This is a genomic window from Roseibium sp. Sym1 (assembly GCF_027359675.1).
Classification (GTDB): Bacteria; Pseudomonadota; Alphaproteobacteria; order Rhizobiales; family Stappiaceae; genus Roseibium.
The window spans coordinates 3,179,045-3,195,789 of sequence record NZ_CP114786.1 but is presented as its reverse complement, the minus strand read 5'-3'; the positions used below and the strand labels follow the sequence as shown (position 1 = coordinate 3,195,789).

At 62.8% G+C, this 16,745-nt stretch carries 15 protein-coding genes; 10 read left to right on the top strand and 5 right to left on the bottom strand.

Annotated elements, in window-relative coordinates; translation table 11 throughout:
- Positions 1-19: 19 nt before the first annotated feature.
- Both O6760_RS14510 and O6760_RS14505 read right to left on the bottom strand, forming a co-directional pair.
- Positions 20-739, bottom strand: coding sequence for a response regulator transcription factor (locus O6760_RS14510; protein WP_269586073.1), 720 nt, complete (start codon positions 737-739; stop codon positions 20-22).
- Entirely contained in the window at positions 736-2,004 is a 1,269-nt protein-coding gene (locus O6760_RS14505; protein WP_269586072.1) for a GAF domain-containing sensor histidine kinase, read from the bottom strand. Before O6760_RS14505 ends, O6760_RS14510 begins: the two co-directional genes overlap by 4 nt.
- A 224-nt stretch (positions 2,005-2,228) precedes the next feature.
- Between O6760_RS14505 and O6760_RS14500 the strand changes: the two genes are divergently transcribed.
- From O6760_RS14500 to O6760_RS14475, 6 genes are read left to right on the top strand one after another with little or no spacing between them, the layout of a single operon-like run.
- Positions 2,229-3,245: an ABC transporter substrate-binding protein gene (locus O6760_RS14500; RefSeq protein WP_269586071.1), complete on the top strand. Its 1,017-nt coding sequence runs from the start codon at positions 2,229-2,231 to the stop codon at positions 3,243-3,245.
- 13 nt (positions 3,246-3,258) lie between these two features.
- Positions 3,259-4,740 (top strand): sugar ABC transporter ATP-binding protein, encoded by a 1,482-nt coding sequence (locus tag O6760_RS14495; RefSeq protein WP_269586070.1) that lies wholly within the window; start codon positions 3,259-3,261, stop codon positions 4,738-4,740.
- Positions 4,737-5,678 (top strand): ABC transporter permease, encoded by a 942-nt coding sequence (locus O6760_RS14490; protein ID WP_269586069.1) that lies wholly within the window; start codon positions 4,737-4,739, stop codon positions 5,676-5,678. Before O6760_RS14495 ends, O6760_RS14490 begins: the two co-directional genes overlap by 4 nt.
- Before the next feature lie 7 nt (positions 5,679-5,685).
- Positions 5,686-6,633, top strand: a complete 948-nt coding sequence (locus O6760_RS14485; protein ID WP_442969927.1) for an ABC transporter permease — start codon at positions 5,686-5,688, stop codon at positions 6,631-6,633.
- Positions 6,630-7,541, top strand: coding sequence for an SMP-30/gluconolactonase/LRE family protein (locus O6760_RS14480; protein ID WP_269586068.1), 912 nt, complete (start codon positions 6,630-6,632; stop codon positions 7,539-7,541). Before O6760_RS14485 ends, O6760_RS14480 begins: the two co-directional genes overlap by 4 nt.
- A gap of 55 nt (positions 7,542-7,596) precedes the next feature.
- The gene (locus O6760_RS14475; protein ID WP_269586067.1) at positions 7,597-8,613 is read left to right on the top strand and encodes a zinc-binding alcohol dehydrogenase family protein; all 1,017 of its coding nucleotides are present in this window, start codon (positions 7,597-7,599) and stop codon (positions 8,611-8,613) included.
- A gap of 37 nt (positions 8,614-8,650) precedes the next feature.
- Here O6760_RS14475 and O6760_RS14470 read toward each other — a convergent pair whose 3' ends face one another.
- From O6760_RS14470 to O6760_RS14460, 3 genes are all read right to left on the bottom strand, one after another.
- A complete protein-coding gene (locus O6760_RS14470) occupies positions 8,651-9,715 on the bottom strand; it encodes a LacI family DNA-binding transcriptional regulator (RefSeq protein ID WP_269586066.1) in 1,065 nt (354 codons plus the stop codon).
- A 129-nt stretch (positions 9,716-9,844) separates the two neighbouring features.
- Positions 9,845-10,840, bottom strand: a complete 996-nt coding sequence (locus tag O6760_RS14465) for an ABC transporter permease (RefSeq protein ID WP_269586065.1) — start codon at positions 10,838-10,840, stop codon at positions 9,845-9,847.
- A 14-nt stretch (positions 10,841-10,854) separates the two neighbouring features.
- Entirely contained in the window at positions 10,855-11,595 is a 741-nt protein-coding gene (locus O6760_RS14460; protein WP_269586064.1) for an ATP-binding cassette domain-containing protein, read from the bottom strand.
- 180 nt (positions 11,596-11,775) lie between these two features.
- Between O6760_RS14460 and O6760_RS14455 the strand changes: the two genes are divergently transcribed.
- The 4 genes from O6760_RS14455 to O6760_RS14440 all read left to right on the top strand — a co-directional run bounded on the left by O6760_RS14455 (position 11,776) and on the right by O6760_RS14440 (position 16,743).
- On the top strand, positions 11,776-12,756 hold the full coding sequence (locus O6760_RS14455; protein WP_269586063.1) for an NAD-dependent epimerase/dehydratase family protein: 981 nt from the start codon (positions 11,776-11,778) through the stop codon (positions 12,754-12,756).
- 37 nt (positions 12,757-12,793) lie between these two features.
- On the top strand, positions 12,794-13,786 hold the full coding sequence (locus O6760_RS14450) for a substrate-binding domain-containing protein (RefSeq protein ID WP_269586062.1): 993 nt from the start codon (positions 12,794-12,796) through the stop codon (positions 13,784-13,786).
- Between the two features lie 415 nt (positions 13,787-14,201).
- Positions 14,202-15,149: a sugar-binding protein gene (locus tag O6760_RS14445; protein WP_269586061.1), complete on the top strand. Its 948-nt coding sequence runs from the start codon at positions 14,202-14,204 to the stop codon at positions 15,147-15,149.
- A 91-nt stretch (positions 15,150-15,240) separates the two neighbouring features.
- A complete protein-coding gene (locus O6760_RS14440; protein WP_269586060.1) occupies positions 15,241-16,743 on the top strand; it encodes a sugar ABC transporter ATP-binding protein in 1,503 nt (500 codons plus the stop codon).
- Positions 16,744-16,745: the final 2 nt, after the last annotated feature.

Sequence of the window (16,745 nt, the reverse complement as noted above, 5' to 3'; positions counted from 1 at the left end):
GCTTCCTCGCGACAGCCTGCTACAGCCTGCGCAACCAGTTTTGCAGGTCCCGCTCCGCGCTCTCCAGGCTTTCGGCATTGATGGCGCGCAGGTTCAGGGCGCGGGTGATCGCGCGCGTGCGCTTGTTGATGGCGAAATCCGCGGTACCGACTTCGATACTGTCGACGCCGAGCTTGTCGTAGAGCGACAGCAGCCGGTTCTGGACGGTGCGCAGCGAAAGCCCCTGTCTCCTGGCGATCAACTTGTCCGACAGGCCGAGCGCCATGTCCATCAGCACCGCATATTCACTGTCTGTCAGGGTGTCGTGGGTGCGAACCTGGCGTTGCTGCACCCGGTGGATCTCCTGGTCCACGATGATCTGGGACTCCAGGAAAACGGCCCGCAAGGCCAGCTGGAGCCTGTCGCGGGTCGCCGTCTTCAGGACATAGCCGTAGGAGGACTCGTTCGGGACAATCCTGGCAATGCCCCGCATATAGGCCTCGTCCGAATAGTTCGACCAGAACAGGATGCGGGTTTGCGGTCGTTCCCGCCAGATGGTGCGCGCCGCGTCTATCCCGTTCCGCTCCTTCATCTGGAGGTCCATGACGACGGCTGGTATGGCATGTTTTCGCGCCAGCAACTCCCCCTCGATGCCGTTGACGGCACGAAGGATCTCGTCGACTTCCGGCAGCGCCTGGCGCAGGGCCTCGCTCAGGAATTCGGCGTGGAATTGATCGTCCTCGACGAGAAGGACCTTCATGCAAGTTCCTCCCATCCGCCTTTGGCCGCAACTGTGTCTTCGGGCTCCGCGGGCAAGGGCAGCCTGACGCTGATCCGTGTCCCCTCATTGCTCGACATGCTGAAATCCGCCGCAACCAGGCGCGCGCGCGTGCGCATGTGGGCGATACCGCCGGTCGCCTTCGTTGCCTGCCGTCCGGGCCGGGAGCCCGTCACCCCCCGTCCGTTGTCCGCGACGACCATCTGCAACTGGTCATTCCGGTTCGAGATCGTCACGCTGATCCGGTCCGCTCCCGAATGCCGCGCCGCATTGTTGAGGGCTTCCTGGGCAATCCGGAAGAGGGATATCCGTGTGGTGGAATCGAGACGGTCGATCAGGCCGCCGCTGTCGTCGACAACCTGCAAGGTGGTGGATTCCACATCTTCCACGGCGCGCTCCAGGTGAATTCTGAGCGCATGCGCGAAGCCGAACATGTCCAGAAGGCTCGGCACCGCCGTGTCGATGATGCCGCGCAGATCCTGGATGCAGTCCTGGATGCTGGCGATCACGCGGGCCTTGTCGTCGGCGGTGTTCGCCTTTTCCAGATCGCGCATGATCCGGGTGAGGTCCGCCAGGGTCTGATCGTGAAGATCCATGCCGATGCGCTGGCGTTCCTGCTCCAGCACGCGCGTCAGCTCCAGGGCGCCCTGCCGCAACCCCTCTTCCCGCGCCTGCGCCTCCGCCCGGATGACGGCGGATTGCTTGGCCTTCTCATTCGCCCGGAGCGAATAGAAATAGGGCGCGAGGACATCGGCGATCTGGCGGACCCTTTCCACGGTCTCCATGTCGTAGATACCCGCGGTCCGCGACGAACAGTTCAGGGCGCCGATTGTGCGTCCGAGCACCTTCATCGCGACATTCACGCGGCTGCGCAGCTTGTGCTTGATGATGGGCTGCGCCAGCGCGCCCTCATAGGTGTAACGCGGATCGTCGACCGCGTTGTCGGTCAGCATGAAATCTGTCTGGCCCAGCAGGATGCTGCGCACGGGCGAGATCGCGACCGGTGTCCGTGACAGGCTCCAGCGCGTTCTCAGGCCAACCTCGTAGCTGGTGTTCCAGGTGACGTTGTCATCCACCAGACAGACATCGAGATGATCGATCGGCAGCAGGTTCTCGATTTCCGCCTTCACGGATCGAAGCGCGGCCCGTATCTCGACCTGCCCGGCAAGATGGCTCGATATGCGCAGCAGCGAGACGAGCGGATTTGGTTCGCCCGTTTCTCTCTTGTTGTCAGCTTCCTGTCGCATGGCAACAACAAGCTCCTCCCTTTGTTGGTGCCAGTGTGAGGTAAGCCCCCCTGCTCGGCAAGTCATCAGTGTGGTTTCCAGGCGCATCGCAGTTGCGGGAACCCGCAACTGCGATGCGCGTGTATGGCTTTACCGCCCCAATGCGACCACGCACTCTTCGGGCAGGACGCGTTGGGAGAACCGTGTCCGCTATGGAACGGCGCCTTCAGCGCCAGGGAGGAAACATGAACACCAAGGCAAAGCTCCTGGGGGCCGCCGCGCTTTTCGCGGTTGTCATTCCGGGCCATTCGATCGCCGACACGGCGGACAAGCGTATTGCACTTTCCAACAATTACGCCGGCAATTCCTGGCGTCAGGCCATGCTGTCGAGCTGGGCGAAGGTCGCCGACAAGGCGGTGGAGGACGGCGTTGTCGCGGAAGCCGACGCCTTCACGACATCGGAGAACCAGGCGACGGAACAGGCCGCCCAGATCCAGAACATGATCCTGCAGGGCTATGACGCGATTGTCCTCAACGCGGCCTCGCCGACGGCCCTCAACGGCGCCGTCAAGGAAGCCTGTGACGCCGGCATCACCGTCGTTTCCTTCGACGGCATCGTCACCGAGCCCTGCGCCTGGCGCATCGCGGTGGACTTCAAGGAAATGGGCCGGCAGCAGGTGGAATACCTGGCCTCCCGCCTGCCGGATGGCGGCAATCTGCTTGAGATCCGTGGACTGGCCGGCGTCTTCGTCGACGACGAGATCCACGCCGGTATCGAACAGGGCGTATCGGAATTTCCGAAATTCGAAATCGTCGGGTCCGTTCATGGCGACTGGGCACAGGACGTCGCCCAGAAGGCGGTTGCCGGCATTCTGCCCAGCCTTCCGGAAATCGTTGGTGTCGTGACCCAGGGCGGTGACGGCTATGGCGCCGCGCAGGCCATCAAGGCCGCGAACCGGGACATCCCGATCATCGTCATGGGCAACCGCCAGGACGAGATGAAATGGTGGGCCGAAGCGCGGGATGCCAACGGCTATGAAACCCTGTCGCTGTCCATCGCGCCGGGTGTCGGAACGCTGGCGTTCTGGGTCGCCCAGCAGATTCTCGACGGCGCGGACGTTCCCAAGGACCTGACGGTTCCGTTCCTGAAGGTGACGCAGGACACGCTCGATGAAACCCTGGCCGCAACGCCGGAAGGGTCCGTCGCGAATGTCGAATACAGCCTGGACGATGCCAAGGCCGTGATTGCGGACGCCAACTGAGGGAGAAGCGCCATTGCAATCGGCAACCAGCGCCGGTGACTTGACACCGGATGTCCCGCTGGTGGCCCTGTCCGGCGCGTGTGTGCATTTCGGTGCCGTGCGCGCGCTGGACGGGGTCAGCTTGTCCATCGGCCCCGGAGAATGCGTCGGGCTGATCGGTCACAACGGGGCAGGCAAATCCACTGCGGTCAATGTCATCAACGGCGGCCTGACACCGACGGCAGGAAGCGTGACCTATACCCTGCCCGACGGCCGGACCGGAACGGGGACCGCCACGGCGCGTGCCTGCGGGATCCGCAGCGTGTTCCAGGAACTGTCTCTCTGCCCGAACCTCACTGTTCTGGAGAATCTCCGAATACCGCATCGCGACCTGACCGGACCCGGCTGGCGTTCCAGGGCCGGGGCCCGCATTTCCGCCGCCCTCGACGAGATCTTTCCGGGGCATCGCATCGAACCGGGCATGACCGTGGGCGACCTCACGCTGGCGGAAAGGCAGATGGTCGAAATCGCGGCCGGCTTTGCCAAGGACAGCACACCTGCCCGGCTGGTCATCCTGGACGAACCGACCTCCTCGCTCGACGCCGCCATTGCCCGCCAGCTGCTCGCGCATGTGCGCCGGTTCTGCGCAGGCGGCGGCGCGGTCATGTTCATCTCGCACATGCTCGGCGAAGTCTTCGAGGTGGCGACACGCATCGACGTGATGAAAGACGGAAAGATCATCGCCAGCAAACCGGCCGGGGATTTCACGCAGCAAGGCCTGATCGACGCCATGGGTCACGTGGCCAGCGAGGCGGGGCAAGGCCGAACCGCCGCCGGCACGGCCGAAAATCTTGGAACGGAAGTCCTGAACACACCTGAGGGACTGTCGGCGAGACAGGGCGAAATCGTCGGACTGGCGGGCCTCGCGGGACACGGCCAGGCGGAAGCCCTGGCAAGGTTCTTCATGTCCCGCTCGGGAAGTTACCAACAGGTCAAGAACCCCGAAGTGGCCTTCGTTGCCGGAGACCGCGGCCGGGACGGCGTCCTGCCGCTCTGGTCGATCCTGCGCAATCTCACGCTGACCCACCTGCCCCGCCTGGCCAGGCGCAGCCTTGTCGACACACGGGCCGAACGCGAGCTCGGTGCGACATGGAAGGCGAAAATCGGCATCAGAACGGAAAACATGGACAATCCCATCCTGTCGCTGTCCGGCGGCAATCAGCAGAAGGCGCTGTTTGCGCGCGCCCTCGCGTCAACCGCCCCCATCGTCGTGATGGACGACCCGATGCGCGGTGTCGATGTCGGCACCAAACGCGAGGCCTATGACCTGATCCGCGCGGAAGCCGCAAGCGGGCGTACCTTCCTCTGGTATTCGACCGAGACCGACGAGGTCTGCCAGTGCGACCGGGTGTTCGTGTTCCGCAACGGACGCATTTCCGCCGAACTGACCGGCACCGACATCACAGAGGAGAACATCCTGTCGGCCTCCTTCGAGATGCAGGAGGCCGTCCAGTGAGCGGCAGATACAGGATCCTGCTCCCCGTCCTGTCGCTTGCTGTGCTGCTTGCGGCGGTCTTCTATCTCCAGCCCCGGGCCATGAGCTATTTCGGGCTCAACCTGCTCTTCAACCTCGCGGTTCCAATCGCGCTGGCAACGATCGCCCAGATGATGATCATCATGGTCAATGACATCGACCTGTCCATCGGCACGTTTGTCAGCTTCGTGGCCTGCGTCACCGCGACCTATGTCAACGAGGCGCCCCTGACCGGCGGCCTGATCCTGCTGGCCTCCATACTCGGCTACGCGGCGCTTGGAGCGCTGATCCACATCCGGCAGCTGCCCGCGATCGTCGTGACGCTCGGCATGTCCTTTGTCTGGGGCGGGCTTGCCGTGCTGATCCTGCCGTCTCCGGGTGGCGGCGCCCCCGAGTGGATCCGGTCCCTGATGACGGTCAAGCCGCCCTTCGTGCCGATGGCCGTCGTCGCCTGCATACTCATTGCCGGCGTCACCCACCTGCTGATCATGCGCTCGGCAACGGGCACCCTGCTCAGGGCCGTCGGCGGCAATGCGCAGGCCGTCTCCAGGTCCGGCTGGTCGGTGACCAGGCTGAAGGCCGGTGCCTATGCGCTCGCCGGGCTGTTCGGCGTATTGGCGGGGATGAGCCTCGTCGGGCTGACGACCTCGGCCGACGCCAACATCGCGCTGCGCTACACGCTTCTGTCGATCGCCGGCGTCATCCTGGGCGGCGGCGAGTTCACCGGGGGCAAGGTGTCCCCCGTCGGTGCCGTGATCGGCGCCCTGACGCTTGCGCTCGCGGGCAGCTTCCTGTCGTTCATGCGCCTGTCCCCCGACTGGCAGATCGGGGCGCAGGGGGCCATCCTCATCCTCGTGCTGGCCGTCCGGCTGATTTTCTCGCGCGGAGGAAAGACCTGGAAAGGAGCAAAAAGTGGCTAATCCCGTGATTGCATCACTGCGCTCCATGCCGCAACGGCCCTGGTTCTGGGCCTTTGCCGCCAGCGCGCTCGCCTTCGTCGCGACCATCTACCTGACAGACGGCCGCGGCAGCGGGGAGCTCCTGTCGGCGGCACTGACATTCGCCTCCTTCTCCGCGATTGTCGGAATTGGCCAGATGTTCGTGATCACGCTCGGGCCGGGCAATGTCGACCTCTCCATTCCGGCAACGATGACCCTGTCCGGAACCCTGTCCCTGAAATTCATGGACGGGCTCACGGCGCTTGCCCTGCCGGGCCTGGGGATCGCCTTGCTGGTCGGGCTGTTCGCCGGCACCATCAACTACCTGCTGATCAGGCTGTTGCGGATCCCGCCGATCATCGCGACGCTGTCGGCCTCCTTCCTCTACCAGTCCCTGGCGATCTGGTCGAACCGGGGCCTCAGGATCAAGCCTCCAGAGCTGCTGGCCGACTTCACCACCGGGTCCTTTGCCGGCATACCGAACATGACCTATGTCGGCGTGCTGATCGCCGTGGCCGGCTGGATTGTTCTTGAAAAGACGATCTTCGGCCGGTGGCTGTCGGCCTTCGGACAGAACACGCGCGCGGCCAGGCTGAGCGGCGTACCTGTCGAGACGGTCAGGGCCGCGACCTATGTCTGCTCGGCCGTGCTTGCGTCCTTCACCGGGTATCTCCTGGCGAGTTTCTCCGGCGGCGCCGCGCTGAACATGGGCACGGAGTACCTGCTCATCTCGATTGCTGTCGTGGTGATCGGCGGCAGTTCCATAGCAGGCGGAAGTTCGAACGTTCCCGGGATCTGGGGCGGGTCCCTGCTGATGTTCCTCGTCGTCTCGATGCTGAATTCCTACGGTCTTGGCGCGGGCGTGCGCCTCATCATGACCGGAACCATCATCATCGCAATTGTTGCCGCCGCATCCGGAAAAGGACGAGCCGCATGACCCAGATTTCCTCAATTTACCAGATCGACGATCCGAGGTTCCGGAACCTGGTCCAGAAAAACGCACGTCTGCACCAGATCGCCACCGGCTTTGAATGGACAGAGGGACCGGTCTGGTTCGCCGACCATCAGCACCTGTTCTTTTCCGACATACCGGCCAACCGGATGATGCGCCTGACGCTCGACGGACAGGTCAGCCTGTTTCGCTATCCCTCCGACTACAGCAACGGCAACACCCGGGACCGGCAGGGACGGCTGGTGACCTGCCAGCACGGCACCCGTTCAGTGACCCGGACCGAACCGGACGGCACGCTGACGGTGCTGGCCGACCGGCACGACGGCGGGCGCCTCAATTCTCCCAACGATGTCGTGGTGCAATCGAACGGCGCGGTCTGGTTCACGGACCCGACCTACGGGATTCTCAGCGACTACGAGGGCTATCAGGCCGATCCCGAGCAGAAAACACACAATGTCTTCCGCATCGACCCGCAAACAGGTGACGTCGAGGCCATGATCACGGATTTTGTCCAGCCCAACGGACTTGCCTTTTCGCCGGACGAGAAGATCCTCTATGTGGCGGAGTCCGGTTCCAGCCACGATGCCGGCGTTCCGTCCGTCATTCGCGCTTTCGGGCTGGACGAGAACGGCCGGATACAGTCGGACGAACCCTTCGCGACAATAGACAGGGGATTGCCGGACGGCATGCGCGTCGATACGGCCGGGCACGTGTGGAGCTCGGCGGCGGACGGTATCCATTGCTTTCATCCCGACGGCACGCGGCTTGGCAAGATCCTGGTACCGGAAGTCGTCGCGAACCTCTGCTTTGGCGGCACGCGGGGAAACCGCCTGTTCATCACCGCAACCACGTCGATCTACATGATTGCCGTGAATGCAAAATCCGCGGTTTGAACCTCCACCTTGCCCCCTTAAGGTGCCGGAAAGCTGAACTCGGAGGACTGTTCCCTTGAAGGCACTTGTCTGCACTGAGCCCGGAAGACTTGAATACCGAGAGGTCGGGGCGCCCGAGCGCAAGCCGGAACATGTTCTTGTGCGCCCGCGCCGCGTCGGCATTTGCGGAACGGACTATCACATCTACGAAGGCGCGCACCCGTTCCTTCAATATCCGCGCGTCATGGGCCACGAACTCGCGGTCGAGATCCTGGAGGTCCCGGCGAACAGCGGGTTCGCTACCGGGGAAATCTGTGCGGTCAATCCGTACATCTCGTGCGATGACTGCCACGCCTGCCGAGCCGGAAAACCGAACTGCTGCATGAACATCTCGGTCCTTGGCGTTCACAGCGACGGCGGCATGGCGGAGCGCATGTCTCTTCCGGCAAAAAACATCCTCAAGGCCCCCGGCCTGACGGTGGATGCGTGCGCCTGTGTCGAGTTCCTGGCGATCGGTGCACATGCGGTCAGGAGAGCCGGAATAGGCGCAAACGCAAAAGTGCTGGTGGTCGGAGCGGGGCCGATCGGCCTTGGAGCCGCGCTGTTCGCACGGATCGCCGGCGGCAATCCTGTGCTTCTGGACCTCGACAGGGACCGGGCACTCTCGGCCAGCGCGATTGCCGGCACGGATTATCTGCGCTGCACTGACGGGGAAAGCCCGCTCGACGCAATGCGTGCGCTCACAAACGGAGACGGCTTCGACATCGTTCTGGACGCAACGGGAAACGCCAAGGCCATCGAAGGAAGCTTCGATTTCGTCGCCCATGGCGGGCATCTTGTCCTGATCAGCGTCGTCAATTCCAGGGTGTCGTTTTCAGACCCTGATTTTCATCGCAGGGAGATGACATTGTCGGGCAGCAGGAACGCGACCTCGGAGGATTTCGAGCATGTCATCCGGAGTATTAGGCAAGGTCTGGTGCCCGTCGGAGAACTCATCACCCACCGAACGTGTCTCGCGGAAGCCGCCACCAATCTTCCCCATTGGGCGAAGGCCAAGGAGGGCCTGATCAAGGCGGTCATCGAACTGGACTGACAACACCATCCCCCGCTTGTAAGCGGAACCCGCGAAGCTAGACCTCCGCGGCCTGCATCCGCGCGGCGACCCGTGCGACCGAGTTGCGCTCGACCAGCGGACACTCGACCTTGATCTGGGCCGGTCCCGCCTGAACGCCGTTGGCGCTGTCCAGCAGCAGTTCGAGCGCGATTTCCCCCATCTCGTAGTGAGGCAGCACCAGCGTCGACAGGGGCGGGTGCATGTTCTTGGAAATTTCCCGGTTGTCAAAGCCGATGATGGCGATGTCCTCGGGCACACGCAGGCCCCGTTCCTTCAGGGCGTCGTAGCACCCGAGCGCCATGAGATCGTTGGCGCAGAAGATGGCGTCGGGCGGCACGGCCAGGTCCATCAGGGCATGGGTGTGCTCGTAGCCGGAGAGCGGTTCCCAGTTGCCCGGCCTGACCAGCGTGCTGTCGAAGGGAATGTCGTTGCTGGAAAGGGCCTGCCGGTAGCCCTTGAGCCGGTCACGGGACGCATCCACGCCCTGCTGGCCGTTGATGAGTCCGATCCGGCTGTAGCCCGCCTTGATGAGGTGTTCGGTTGCCATCCGTCCGCCGATCACATCACCCGGCACGACCGAAGGCAGGGACCGGTCGGTATTGTAGCAGTTCAGCAAGACGACACGCTGGTCGTCAAAGGCGGACGGCATGTCAACGCGCCGCGTCAGGATGGTGCCGTAGACAATCCCGAGCAACGGCAGGCGGCTCATCTGGTTGATGATCATCTGCTCGGTTTCGACATCGCCGTGGCTGACCGCAAGGCTGACATGTATGCCGAACTCGAAGGCCTTGTCGCGAACCCCTTCGAAGGCAAGAGCCATCCAGGGGTCGGTCGTGATCTCGTCCGCGATGAAGACGATGTTGGAGCGGTCCTCCGGCGCGGACTTGGCGCCCCGGCGCACCAGCTTGTAGCCAAGCTCCCTGGCAACATCCTGAACCTTCTTGCGGGTCGCATCGCTGAGCTTCGCACCCGGACTTCCGTTCAGCACCAGCGACACGGTTGCCTGGGAAACACCGGCCATCGCCGCCACGTCCATCATGGTGGGACGTCTGTTCGTGCTGAGCCGGCGCTTCTTCGTCATGCTTGTTCTTTATTTCCTAGTCATTGGCAGCCAGCCGCCTGAAACGGCGAATGACTATCGGGATTGAAACGCAAAATCAACAAGACCATGGTTGTCCTTACGCTGCTGAGACGCGGTACGGTTCACGTTTCAATCAGCCGTGCGCAAGTTCCTGATCCGGTCGAACGCCACCGCGAGGATGATGAAGGAACCGATGAACATGCCCTGCCAGAAGGTGGAAATCCCCAATAGGATGAGGGAGTTGCGGATGACCTCGATCAGGAGAGCTCCAATCACCGCTCCAAGGGCGGTCCCCTGCCCGCCGGCCAGGTTGGCTCCCCCGATGACCGCGGCGGCGATGACGGTCAGTTCCATTCCCTGCCCGAGATTCGTCGTCACGCTGCCGAGCCAACCCGCCATCAGGATACCGGCCACCCCGGCGGTCAGGGCCGAGAACATGTAAATCGACACCTTGATTCGCTTGACGGGTATGCCGGTCAGAACCGCTGCCTGTTCGTTGCCGCCGATGGCGAAAACATACTGGCCCCACCGCGTCCACCTGTAGGCGATGCTCATGAAGGCGGCCAGGAACCCCAGCACGTAGATGGGATGCGGCAGCCCGAGGGTCGACCCGCCGCCGACCCACAACAGCAGATCGTGGTCCGGCCCGAACTCCCAGATCATCTTGTTGTTGGACAGGACCATTGCCAGGGACCTTGCCGCGGACAGCATCCCGAGCGTGACAACAAAGGCCGGCATGCCGAGATAGGCGATCAGCAGTCCGTTGACCAGCCCGACCGCAAGCGCGGCGGCAAGGGCCGCGAGAGCGGAAATCCAGAACGGGTTGTCGGCCGCCATCAGAACGCTGATGACCATGGCCGCAAGGACCACGGTCGAGCCGACGGAAAGGTCGATGCCGCCCGAGGCGATGACCGTGGTCATGCCGATCGCGATCAGGCCGACGAATGCGAAGTTGCGCGTGACATTGAAGAGATTGCGCTGGGTGGCGAAGGAATCCGTCATGAGCGTCAGGGCGACGCAGGCCAGCACGGCCGCGACCAGGACCCAGAACACCTGCGAACCGAGCACCCTGGATAGCGGTGTATGGTGCTGGCTGTGTCCGATAACCTGTTCAAGGGTTGTCATCCGTCGATCCTTTCTCAGGCCGTTTCAATCGCGCCGGTAATCAGGCCGGTCACTTCTTCCGGGGAACTCTCCGCCGCAGGCTTGCAGGCCACAAGCGTGCCGCGCCGCAGGACGGCGACCCTGTCGCACACCGCGAACACGTCCGGCATCCGGTGGCTGATCAGGACGACGCTGATGCCCTGGCCGCTCAGACGCTTGATCAGGTCGAGCACCTCTGCGACCTGGCGCACGGAGATGGCGGCGGTCGGTTCGTCCATCATCACGATCTTGGCGTTGGAGAGCAGCGTGCGGGCGATCGCGACCGCCTGCCTTTGCCCTCCGGACATCTTGCGGACCAGGTCCCGGGGCCGGGTCTCGGACTTCAGGATGGCAAAGAGTTCACCCGAACGTTTGTGCATGGAGGCATAGTCGATCAGCGGAATGCCGCCCCACTTTCGGCGTGGCTCGCGCCCGAGAAAGACGTTGGACGCCGCCGACAGGTTGTCGCAAAGGGCCAGGTCCTGGTAGACCACTTCGATCCCTTCCCTCTGCGCGTCGCGCGGCCTGTGAAAATCCACCGTCACATCGTCGATGGTAATGCTGCCATGGCTGGGCCTGAAGTTGCCGCCGACTATCTTCACCAGAGTGGATTTGCCCGCGCCGTTGTCCCCCATCAGTCCCAGAACCTCACCGGGTGCGATTTCAAGGGAAACCTCGTTCAGAGCCTGGATGGCCCCGAAGTTTTTCGAGATCCCCGACAGCCTTAGCCTCGACATTCCTTCATTTCCTCCCATTCGGCCCCGGCTCTCCGGCCCGGACCTTAACACCCCCACGGCGCCTCCAGGCGGGTCACCGGAACCGGAAGCCACGTCGCACCGCCGCGCTGGCCGGCCTTTTCACTTCTTGACTAATTAATATTAGTTAATATTATTCATGAAAAGCAAGAGGGAGGTACGATGAGGCTTCTGGTCACAGGATCCACAGGCAAGGTGGGACAGAATTTTCTGCCTGCATTTCTCGCTTCGGACACCTTCCGGACCTGGAGCGTCGTGGCGCTTTGCAACAACCGCGTGATCGATGAAAACGACCGGGTCCGCGTCGTGAAGGGATCGATCAACGATCCCGAAACCGTCCGGGACGCTCTGACCGGGGTCACGCATGTGCTGCACATGGCGGCGGTGAAGGAATCTCCCGATCTTGCGATCGATGTTTCGGTGAAGGGCATGTTCCTGCTGCTGGAACATTTCCGGCAGCTCGAAGGCGCAAAGCAGTTCATCCTGGTTGGCGGCGACTGCTCGGTCGGGCACATGTTCCAGCCCTACCAGGGTCCCGTCACCGAACAGTCGGCCCGCAAGGCCTACCCGGGATGCTACGCGCTGACGAAGGTCCTCGAAGAGGTGATGCTCGAGCAGTACCAGCACCAATACGACCTGAACGGCTGCGTGCTGCGGGCGCCCTGGATCATGGAAAAGGACGACTTCAAATATGCGCTGTCCTTCGGGCCGGACCAGTTCGGCGGCCCGCCCTGGCCCGAACTCGTCTCTGGGGAGGCGCTGCGGACTTACGCCGGCGCGGACCATGTCCCCCTGCTGCTGGACCGTGACGGCAAGCCCTTGCGCCGGAATTTCGTTCACGTGAGCGATCTCGTCTCGGCAATCCTGGCCGCCCTCGACAATCCCGCCGCCAGGCAGCAGCTGTTCAACATCTCCATGAACGAGCCCGTCGATTACGGAAAGGCGGCCCGGCACCTCGCCGAAACGCGATCCTACCGGATCGCGGAAATACCGACGGATTTTCACAGCAACTGGCTGGTCAACGCCAAGGCGCGCCAGACACTGGACTGGGAACCGTCAACGGATCTCGAGGCTCTTGTCGAAGGAGCCTGGAACTACAGAAGGGACGCAAAAGATCCCCGCAAAATCTGGTACCCGGGGTAATCGCTCCAGGGCCAGTCAGACAGAAGGGAGTGAACACATGAGGAATAAATTATTGTTGCTGGGCACCGCCGTGGTGATGGCACTGCAGGTCGGTTCCGGCGTGGCGGCCGACAAGAAGACCCTGGCCATCGTGGTCAAGGGGCTCGACAACCCGTTCTTCGAGCAGATCAATCTGGGCTGCAAGAAATGGATGTCGGAAAACGCGGACAGCGAATACGAGTGCCTCTACACGGGCCCCGCGTCTTCCGCCGACGAAGCCGGTGAAGTCCAGATCGTGGATGACCTTCTGACCCGCGGCGTGGCGGCAATCGCCATTTCGCCATCCAACGCCCCGGCCATGGCAAACCGCATTCGGCAGATCGCACCGAGCGTGCCCGTCATGACGGTCGACGCCGACTTCCTCGCGGAAGACCGCGACCTGCGCAAGACCTATCTGGGCACCGACAACTATCTCATGGGCGTCAAGATGGCTGAAGAAGCCGCCGCGCTGAAACCGGCGGGCGGCACGGTCTGCCTGCAGCTGGGCAACGTGGCCGCTGACAACATCAACGCACGCGCCCAGGGTTTCCGCGACACCGCGGCAGGTGAAAAGGGCATTGACCGCCTGACCGGCCAGAACGGCTGGACGGAAATCGAGGGTTGCCCGGTCTTTACCAATGACCAGGCGGACCTCGCCAACCAGCAGATGGCGGACACATTCGTCGCCAACCCGGATCTGGATGCCTTCATCCTGATCGGCGGCTGGGCCCAGTTCGCGCCGCAGGCCTACACCCAGGTCACCGACCAGGTGATGGACAAGCTCCAGTCCAAGGACCTGATCATCATCGCCGGCGACACGCTGCCGCCGCAGACCAAGGCCTTCCGGGACGGCAGGAGCCATGCCCAGGTCGGTCAGCGCCCGTTCGAGATGGGCTACAAGGCACCGGACGTGATGATCAAGCTCATCAACGGCGAAGCCGTCGATGATCCGCTGTTCACGGGTCTGGATGTCTGCAACCAGGAAGATCCGGGCTTCTGCGCCGACAACTGATCAACCGACCTCTCCACTAACCGCCGGATTCCCGCATTGGTCCGGCGGTCTTTTTTCGGCCCGCGGCCATGCGCGGCGGATGTCTCACATCCGCAGGATCCGGTCCTGCCTCTGAAACCACGAAGGCCATGGGCCGGCCGCGGGCCGGCCACGGTCCACACCACGGACCACCGCCCCGGCAAGGTGCCGACAGGCAGGCGGAGACCACCGTCCAGGCACTCCGGACCAGCTGCAAAAGACGGCCATCCGGCGGCTACCGGCCTTCCCTACCCGGCTTGCGATCGGACGCAGGGGCACTCTTCCCGGCCCCACCATTCGCCAGCTGAATAAAAAACTTGATAATATTAGCTAATAATATTACTTATATACTTGTTTGGAGGGTGGCTGCACGCCACCCAAAGACAGGGAGGAAAAATTGAACATACGGAAAACCCTTTGCGTGGCCGCTGTTGCCGCGCTCACCTCTTCCGCTGCCTTCGCCCAGGACAAGCCCGAGCTGGCCTTTGTCGTGAACGCGGCCTCGGATTTCTGGAAACTTGCGGAAGCAGGCGTCAATGCGGCTCAGGCCGAGCTGCCGGACTATGACCTGCAGTTCCGGTATCCGGCCCAAGGCACCGCAGCGCTTCAAAATGCGCTGATGGACGACCTCGTCGCGGCCGGTACGGACGCCATCATGATCTCGTCCGTGGATCCGAAGACATCGATTGACGCATTCAACCGCATCGCGAGCCAGGTGCCGTTGTTCACCACCGACAGCGATGCGCCGGAAAGCAACCGCATTGCCTATCTCGGATCCTCGAACACCCTTGCCGGAAACCAGGCCGGTGAGATTGCCGTCAAGGCTCTGCCGAACGGCGCGAAATGCATGGGCTTTGTCGGTTTCCTCGGGGCGGACAATGCCAAGGAACGCATCGCCGGGTTCAAGGAGGTCGCGGGTCCGAAGGGTATCGAGCTGGTCGATGTCCGCGGTGACGATGTCGATTTCGCCAAGGCGAGATCGAATGTCGACGACGTCCTCGCCGCGAACCCGGACATCGACTGCATGGTCGGCTTCTATTCCTACAACCCGCCCAAGATCTACGAAGCGCTTCGGGCGGCCGGCAAGCTGGGTGAGATCACAGTGATCGCCTTCGACGAAGACCCGATCACCCTCGGCGCGATCCGCGAAGGCAGCTTCGCCGGAACCGTTGTCCAGGATCCCTATCAATGGGGATACCAGGGCATGCACCTGATGGCCGATTTCCTGGAAGGCGACAAGTCCGGCATACCCGAGAACGGCTTGATCATCGTTCCCACGAAAATCATCGATGCGTCGAACGTGGATCCTTTCGAAAAGGAACTCAAGGAGCGCATCGGAGGCTGAACCACCCGTGGGGCTGGTGGGGCTGACGGCTGCACGGACCGCATTGCGCGGCTCGTGCAGCCGGATAATTTCGTCGAGGCGTAGTTTGATCGTGCATTCCGGAAAACAAAGGATTTCCCTCGAGCTTCTGGGCGTTACCAAGGTTTATCCTGGTGTGGTCGCCCTTGAAGACGTTCACCTGCAGATTTCAGGCGGCGAAATCGTCGGCCTGATCGGCGAGAACGGCGCGGGAAAGTCCACGCTCATGAAGGTTCTGGGCGGCATGGTGCCACCCGATGGCGGAACCATCCATATCGATGGAGAAGAGGTGGAGGACCTCACGCCCGCCGGCGCGGCCGATCTCGGCATCGCCTTTGTCCACCAGGAACTGAACCCGTTCTCCAATCTCGACGTCAGCGCGAACGTGCTTCTCGGCCGTGAGATCACGACAGGGCCGCTGCGTCTTCTGGACCGGAAGGCGATGTCCGAGAAGGTTGCCCCGATCCTGAAGATGCTCGGCACGCGCTTCGGCCCCGACGACCCGGTCGCGGACCTGTCTCTGGCCGACCAGCAACTCCTGGAAATCGCCCGCGCACTGTCCATGAATGCCCGCCTCGTCATCCTCGACGAGCCGACCTCGAGCCTCACGCTTTCGGAAACCGAACGGTTGCTGGAAGTCATGGGCCAATTACGCGACCGCGGCGTCGCGATCCTGTTCATCTCCCACCGCCTGTCCGAAGTCGAGGACATCGCCGACCGGGTCATCTGCCTGCGTGACGGAAAGAATGCGGGAGAACTGATCAGGTCGGAAATCCACCGGGACGAGATGGTGCGCCTGATGATCGGACGCGACCTGCGGCAATTCTACGAAAAGACCGACCACGGCGTCGGCGCTCCCGTCCTGGAGCTGCGCGGCGTCAGAACGGCCGCCTTTCCGGATGTCGAAGTCGATCTCGAGCTTCATGCCGGAGAGATCCTGGGACTGGCGGGGCTGGTCGGCGCCGGACGGACCGACCTGGCACTGACGGTTTTCGGAATCGACCCGGCGCTCGGAGGCACGATCCACCTGAACGGAGAAGTGCTGGCGCCCAATAGCGTGAAGGCATCGATTGACGCCGGCATTTCGCTTGTTCCGGAAGACCGCAAGGAACAGGGGCTTCTGCTCGACTTCACGATTTCCGAGAACATCTCCCTGCCCTGTCTCGACCGGCTGTCCCGCCACGGCTTCGTGGACCGGATACGGGAAAGCGAACTCGCCGAACATTCCAGGTCGAGCCTCACGATCAAGACGACGTCGCTGTCGCGCGCCGCCGCCGAACTGTCGGGCGGCAACCAGCAGAAGGTTGTTCTGGCCAAATGGCTGGCCATGAACCCGAAGGTCATCATTTTCGACGAGCCGACGCGGGGGATCGATGTCGGCGCCAAGGCGGAGGTCTACCACCTCATGCAGGAGCTCGCCGATGCCGGGGTCGCGATCCTGATGATCTCCAGTGACATGGAAGAGGTCATCGGCGTTTCCGGGCGGGTAGCCGTCATGCATGGCGGCAGGATCACGGGGATTTTGAAATCCGACGAACTGACGGAGGAAAGCATCCTCCGGCTGGCCGTCGGCTAGGC